At 36.1% G+C, this 6,630-nt stretch carries 7 protein-coding genes; 1 reads left to right on the top strand and 6 read right to left on the bottom strand.

The window, feature by feature from the left end; genetic code table 11:
• Positions 1 to 259: 259 nt before the first annotated feature.
• The 6 genes from phoU to mtaB form a co-directional block, all read right to left on the bottom strand.
• The gene (phoU, locus tag WMO38_RS09570) at positions 260 to 910 is read right to left on the bottom strand and encodes a phosphate signaling complex protein PhoU (protein ID WP_349162430.1); all 651 of its coding nucleotides are present in this window, start codon (positions 908 to 910) and stop codon (positions 260 to 262) included.
• 28 nt (positions 911 to 938) lie between these two features.
• The gene (gene pstB / locus WMO38_RS09565; protein WP_021866547.1) at positions 939 to 1,715 is read right to left on the bottom strand and encodes a phosphate ABC transporter ATP-binding protein PstB; all 777 of its coding nucleotides are present in this window, start codon (positions 1,713 to 1,715) and stop codon (positions 939 to 941) included.
• Positions 1,716 to 1,765: 50 nt separating this feature from the next.
• Positions 1,766 to 2,641 carry a phosphate ABC transporter permease PstA gene (gene pstA, locus WMO38_RS09560; RefSeq protein WP_349162429.1) on the bottom strand — a complete coding sequence of 292 codons (876 nt, stop codon included), beginning with the start codon at positions 2,639 to 2,641 and terminating at the stop codon, positions 1,766 to 1,768.
• Position 2,642: 1 nt separating this feature from the next.
• Positions 2,643 to 3,581, bottom strand: a complete 939-nt coding sequence (gene pstC / locus WMO38_RS09555) for a phosphate ABC transporter permease subunit PstC (protein WP_349162428.1) — start codon at positions 3,579 to 3,581, stop codon at positions 2,643 to 2,645.
• A 166-nt stretch (positions 3,582 to 3,747) separates the two neighbouring features.
• Positions 3,748 to 4,659 carry a phosphate ABC transporter substrate-binding protein gene (locus WMO38_RS09550; protein ID WP_349162427.1) on the bottom strand — a complete coding sequence of 304 codons (912 nt, stop codon included), beginning with the start codon at positions 4,657 to 4,659 and terminating at the stop codon, positions 3,748 to 3,750.
• A 197-nt stretch (positions 4,660 to 4,856) separates the two neighbouring features.
• Positions 4,857 to 6,194, bottom strand: a complete 1,338-nt coding sequence (mtaB, locus tag WMO38_RS09545; protein WP_349162426.1) for a tRNA (N(6)-L-threonylcarbamoyladenosine(37)-C(2))-methylthiotransferase MtaB — start codon at positions 6,192 to 6,194, stop codon at positions 4,857 to 4,859.
• Positions 6,195 to 6,365: 171 nt separating this feature from the next.
• Between mtaB and WMO38_RS09540 the strand changes: the two genes are divergently transcribed.
• The gene (locus WMO38_RS09540) at positions 6,366 to 6,596 is read left to right on the top strand and encodes an HPr family phosphocarrier protein (protein WP_021866552.1); all 231 of its coding nucleotides are present in this window, start codon (positions 6,366 to 6,368) and stop codon (positions 6,594 to 6,596) included.
• The last annotated feature ends 34 nt before the right edge of the window (positions 6,597 to 6,630 follow it).

Genomic DNA, 6,630 nt, shown 5'->3' with positions numbered 1-6,630 from the left:
ACTTGATTATAATATCACCTGAGGTTATATATGTCAACACCTTTTTTTGATTTTTTTTAACTTTTTTTGACTTTTTTCTGCATTTATTTCATTTTTATATTTTATAACAGTTCAAAGCCTTATATTTACTGCTTTTAACGGTTTCCAACAACATATTAAAAAGTGCCGCCACATTCAGAATCTATTGTTTCTTACATATGTCAGCACTCTTACTGTTTGTTATTTACTATTTATTATTTACCGTTTACCACTTACATTCTTACTGCTCTTCTTCGTGTTTTCCTGTTATTGAAAATATTACCCACTCAGATATGTTTGTTGCATGGTCGCCGATTCTTTCCATATATTTGGCTGTCATAAGAAGATTGGCTGCCTGTTCGCCATCATTTACATTTTCATGGATAATATTTATAAGTTCATTCTTTACTTTGTCAAATAAATCATCAACCTCATCATCACGTTTTATTACCGCTTCCGCTTTTTTTAAGTCTTTTTCGACATATGCGTCAAGACTTTCTGAAAGCATAGTCATTGATATTTCAGCCATAAGCTGTATATGTTCAAGATGCTTTATATATGATTCTTTTGCCATAAGTATTGTAAGTTCCGATATATCAGCTGCATGGTCACCTATTCTTTCCATGTCTGTTATCATTTTTAAAGCCGATGATATGATTCTTAAATCTCCTGCCACCGGCTGCTGCTCAAGAAGAAGCTTCAGGCAAAGATGTTCGATGTTTCTTTCCTGTCTGTCTATTGATGAGTCATATTGAATTGCTTCTTTTGCCAGATTTATATCCTGTGTAACTAATGCTTTTACAGCATTTTGTATATCATATACAATCATTTTACCCATTTCAATAATTTCTTCATTAAGCTCTTCGAGTTCTTTCTGGAATTTATCTCTCATGATTTTCTCCTTTTCCCAATTGTTATTATCAGCCAAATCTACCTGTTATATAGTCTTCTGTCTTCTTATTGGCAGGCATAGAGAATAACTGTTCTGTTTTTCCGTACTCAATCATTTCTCCAAGAAGGAAAAATGCTGTGTTATCTGAAATTCGTGCAGCCTGCTGCATGTTATGTGTGACCATAATTATTGTATAATTATTTTTAAGTTCCACAGCAAGGTCTTCTATTCTTGATGTTGAAATCGGATCAAGTGCTGACGTCGGTTCATCCATAAGAATTACTTCCGGTTCTACAGCAAGCGTTCTCGCAATACAGAGTCTCTGCTGCTGTCCTCCCGAAAGACCAAGAGCTGATTTTTTCAGTCTGTCCTTTACCTCGTCCCATATTGCAGCCTGTTTAAGAGACTTTTCAACTATGATATCAAGTTCAGATTTTTTCTTTACGCCAAAAAGTCTCGGACCATAGGCAATATTGTCATATATGCTCTTTGGAAAAGGATTTGGCTGCTGAAATACCATTCCGACACGATGTCTTAAATTTATTGCATCCATATCGGCAAATATATCTTTTCCGTCAAGATATACGTTTCCATCTATTTTTACACCGTCAACAAGGTCATTCATTCTGTTTAATGTCTTTAAAAATGTCGATTTTCCGCAGCCTGAAGGACCGATAAATGCAGTAATCTGATTTTTTTCTATATTCATGTTGATATTCTTTAGTGCATGAAAATCTCCATAATGCAAATTAAGATTATTTATCTCAAACTTATAATTTTCTTCGTTTTTAACCGGTTTTCCCATATACTTTTACCTCTTTACTGTTTTTGTGGCATATTTTGTAAACTATTTTTTCAGGCCTTTTCACCTGAATTTTTCTTATTAATTCTGTTGCTAAGTACATTTGCACCGATACTGAATGCAAGCACCAGAATAAGAAGAACTGCAGATGCAAGATTTGCAAGTGCCTGATCCTGTCCGTTGACCTGTAAATCCCATATCTGCAACGAAAGTGTCTCAGCAGAACGAAACGGATTAAGCGGACATGTAGAAGATGCAATATCCCAGTTAGACCATCTTATGTTTGTTCCCGAACCAGTTGTATACAAAAGTACGGCTGCTTCGCCAAAGCCTCGTCCGGCTGCAAGAATTATACCTGTCATTATTCGTGGCAGACATGCAGGCAGAAGTACATGAAATATTGCCTGCCAGCGTGTTGAGCCAAGTCCCATGCTCGCCTCAAAATACCCCTTTGGAAGACCTTTTACCGCATCCTCCGTTGTTGTTGTAATAAGCGGCAGTGTGAGAATTGAAACTGATAAAGCACCAGCCATAAGACTCTTATCCATTCCCATTATTACAAGAAATATAAGATAACCAAAAAGTCCGACTACAATTGACGGAAGAGATGAAAGTGTTTCAATACATATTCTTATAAATTTTGTTATTATTCCACCCTTGGCATATTTTGCAAGATAGATTCCTGCAAACGTACCAATAGGAACTGTTATAAGCAATGATAAAAAAACGAGATAAATTGTATTAAATAACTGATTTCCTATGCTTCCGCGTCTCGAAAATTTAAACATTGATGCATCTGCACCGGCAAAGCCCTTGATTATTACATATCCCGCAAAGGCTGCAAGAAGCATGAAAAAAAATACTGCTATGCAATAAAATATTATTGTCATAAATCTATCAGCCGTTTTTGCACGTTTTATTCTATTCATTTTACATACCTCCCTTTACAGCTTTTTTTGTATGTTTACCTGATGTTTCCGGCTTTTTACGCGAAAAATAATGTATCAGGAAGATAAACAGAAGTGAAATCAAAAACAGAAGCAGAGCAAGTGTCCAGAGTGCTGTCTTTGTTTCACCGCCCTCCATGGCATTACCCATCTGTGCAGTAATTTCTGTTGTAAGTGATTTTGTCGTAGAAAATATACTTGTAGGAAGTGCTGTTGTCTGTCCTATTACCATAGCAACAGCAAGTGCCTCACCAAACGCCCTTGCAAGTCCAAGAATAATTGCAGAAAAAATCCCCGAAGCTGAAGCCGGAAGGACTATTTTATATATTGTCTGCCAGCGTGTTGAACCCATTCCATATGCACCCATTCTGTAATCTTTCGGAACTGAACGAATTGCATCAGCCGAAACGCTTGTTATCGTAGGAAATATCATTATCGCCAGCACAAGTCCGGCAGCTAGAATCGAATGTCCAACCTGTCTGTGAAATACATTTCTTATTGCAGGAACAAGCACAGTAAGACCAGCCCATCCGTATACAACCGACGGAATTCCGGCAAAAATCTGAATGACAGGACGATAGAATTTTTCACCAAATGAAGGTGCTATTTCTGTCATAAATATGGCTGAGCCTAAAGCAAACGGCGTCGCAATAAGAAGTGCGAGTCCGCATGTACTAAGAGAGCCCACAATAAATATAAGCGTACCTACACTTCCGCCGCCCTCCATATTATCTATAGGTGTCCAATCAGGGGAAAATAAGAATTCTCCTATCGTATGATGAAATTTAAAAAATGTGCCTGAGCCTTTGTATACAAGGAATCCGCCTATTACCAGTGTGAGGACAATAACGGATAATCCGCATAATGTTACAATTGTACGCCATAAGTATTCTTTGGCAAACATACCTTTTTTACTGTTCATAAATTTTCTCCACTTCCACAAAAATCGTATTTAACTACCAAAATTTGCGGGCAGTTACTGCCCGCATTATATTCCGCGGGCAACAGGCCGATTTCCATGTCTGTACTATAATCTTGTGACTGCCGCGATAACTCTTATGTTTTTGAGGGTTTAAAGGATTTTACGATTAGTGTTCTTTTACCTGCATCTTTGATGAAACACCATATCCAAGTGATTCCATTTTCTTGCCATATTCATCTGACATTATGTAATCAAGGAACTTCTGTGTTGTCTCATTTGGTGTTCCCTTTGTATACATATGTTCATATGTCCATACAGGATATTTACCGCTGTATGTATTTTCAAGTGTAGGTGCTACGCCATCAAGTGATACTGTATCTACGCCCGCATCCTTTGTAAGATATGATAATGCTACATAACCGATTGCACCCTTTGTTGTCTTAACATTCTGAAGAAGTACACCTGAATCATCTGTTTCCATTGACTTGTTTGAAGCCTCTGTTGCCCCGCCAAGTGCATATTTCTTAAATGTTGCTCTTGTACCTGAAGACTCAGGACGTGTTATAAGAACTATTGATTCGTCAGCACCACCGACTTCTTTCCAGTTTGTAATCTTACCTGTGAAAATATCTGTAAGCTGCTGCTTTGTAAGGTTCTTAACACCACCTGCTGTTACATCTTTATTTACGATAGGTGCCATTGTAACAACACATACCTTGTGGTCTACAAGCTGTGATGCCTTTGAAGCGTCAAGCTTTTCTGCTGCTTCTACATCTGAATTACCGATATTAACTGTACCCTCGGCAACCTGTTTAAGTCCTTCACCAGAACCACCGGCATCAATTGTAATATTTACATCAGGATGTTTTTCATTAAATAAATCTGCTGCATCATCCACAAGTGGCTTTAATGCAGATGAACCTGCTGCTGTAATGCTTCCTGTAAGTTTTGCATCTGTATTTGCATTATCTCCTGATGAATTATTTGACTTGTTGTTTCCACATCCTGTAAATACTCCTGCCATGCACATTACGCTAATCGCAAGTGCTGCTGCTTTTTTTAAACTCTGTTTTCTCATCATTGCTTCCTCGTCTTTCTTTTTGAGTTTGTTTCTTTCAACGATGTTAATATACAAAAAATCATGTGAAATCTACTATCATATTTTCCTTAAATAGATGTAAATGTTATGTAAAATCTGTTTAAATATAAAAAAGAGGCATATGCCCCGTTTTAAAGGGTTCTGCCTCTTTGCGTAAAATATTTTTTACATGAGTTTTAACATTCAAATATTCCTGTCACAACGATGCCGTCATCGCTAAGTTCTTTCATGTAAACTTTCTTAATTGTATTAATGTATTCCGAATTATCCAAAGCCGTATCACACGCAATTTTTACACGTATATAATCAGGTGTAAATCCCATGAAATAGTCTTTGCCTTTTTCTGATACGATTTCTTCTATCAGCACTTCTTCCGTCTTACCTATATGCTGCTGCCTGTATTCTTTTGACATTTTGTTTTCAAGTTCAAGTAAAATTGCACTACGCTGTGTCTTTATCTTTTCATCAACCTGACCTTCCATGCGGTCTGCAACTGTACCTTTTCTTCTTGAATATTTGAATATATGCATTTCATAAAAATGCACCTTCTCAAGAAATACCTTCGTTGCTTCAAATTCTTCTTCTGTTTCCTGCGGAAATCCAACTATAACATCTGTTGTAATTGCCGGATTGTTAAAATACTTTCTTAAAATACAGCATTTATCATAATATTCCTGTGTAGTATATTTTCTGTTCATACGTTTTAAAACTGTATCACAGCCGCTCTGAAGCGACAGATGAAAATGCGGACATATTTTTTTACTTGATGATAATGTTTTTGCAAATTCTTCTGTTATAACGCGTGGCTCAAGTGAACCAAGCCTTATTCTTTGCAATCCCTCTATTTTATCAAGCCGCATTATTACTTCAAGAAGTGAGCCTTTGTTATTGTCAACACCATATGATGTAAGGTGGATTCCTGTAAGAACAACTTCCTTGAATCCTTTTGACACAAGTTTAGTCACTTCTTCTTCAATTTCATCTATATCACGGCTTCTTATTCTTCCTCTTGTATAAGGAATTATGCAATATGAGCAGAACTGGTTACAGCCGTCCTGTATCTTTATATAAGCTCTCGTATGTGTACTTACTTCATCAAGCTTTAATTCCTCATATTCCTGCTTTTCTTTAAAATCAACAACCATCTCGGAATTATTCTTGTCTTTATAATAATTTTCAAGTGCTTCTACTATATTAATTTTGCAGTTGTTACCAAGGACTATATCTACAGCATTGTCCTCAGCGGCTTTCTTTGTATCTGCATTGACATAACATCCTGCTGCAACAACTATCGCATCAGGATTAATTTTTTTTGATTTATGAAGCATCTGTCTTGATTTTCTGTCAGCTATATTAGTGACAGAACATGTATTTATTATATAAATATCTGCCGTTATATTCTCATCAAATGGCACTATCGTATATCCGGCCTGCTTTAAAAGCTGTTCCATTGATTCTGCTTCATATGAATTAACTTTACAGCCAAGGCTGTGTATTGCAACCGTTCGGTTCATCTTTCTCCATTCCTGTGTCCGTACACACTAAAATAATCTTTTTCCCAATTTTTCTTACTTATCGACATAATTTATGTTGACATGTTTTTTTTAATCTTTATAATATTTAATAAAGAGACGTGATTCTGATATAAATTCTCACAATCACAATATGTATTTCAGGAGGGCATTATGAAAACTGTTAAAATTTCGTTAAACTCAATAGACAAGGTAAAATCTTTTGTCAACGATATTACAAAATTTGATGTCGACTTCGACCTTGTATCAGGAAGATATGTAATTGATGCAAAGTCTATCATGGGTATCTTTAGTCTTGATTTATCCAAACCAATCGACTTAAATATCCATGCTGATACAGATATTGATACTATACTGGCAGTTCTTGCACCATACATGGTATAATTTCAAATAATCTGTATATTATTATTTTTAGTTA

The organism is Lachnospira hominis (ex Hitch et al. 2025) (assembly GCF_040096395.1).
GTDB lineage: Bacteria > Bacillota > Clostridia > Lachnospirales > Lachnospiraceae > Lachnospira > Lachnospira hominis.
Note: the sequence above shows the minus strand (reverse complement) of the source record. Positions and strands in the feature narration are given on the sequence as shown.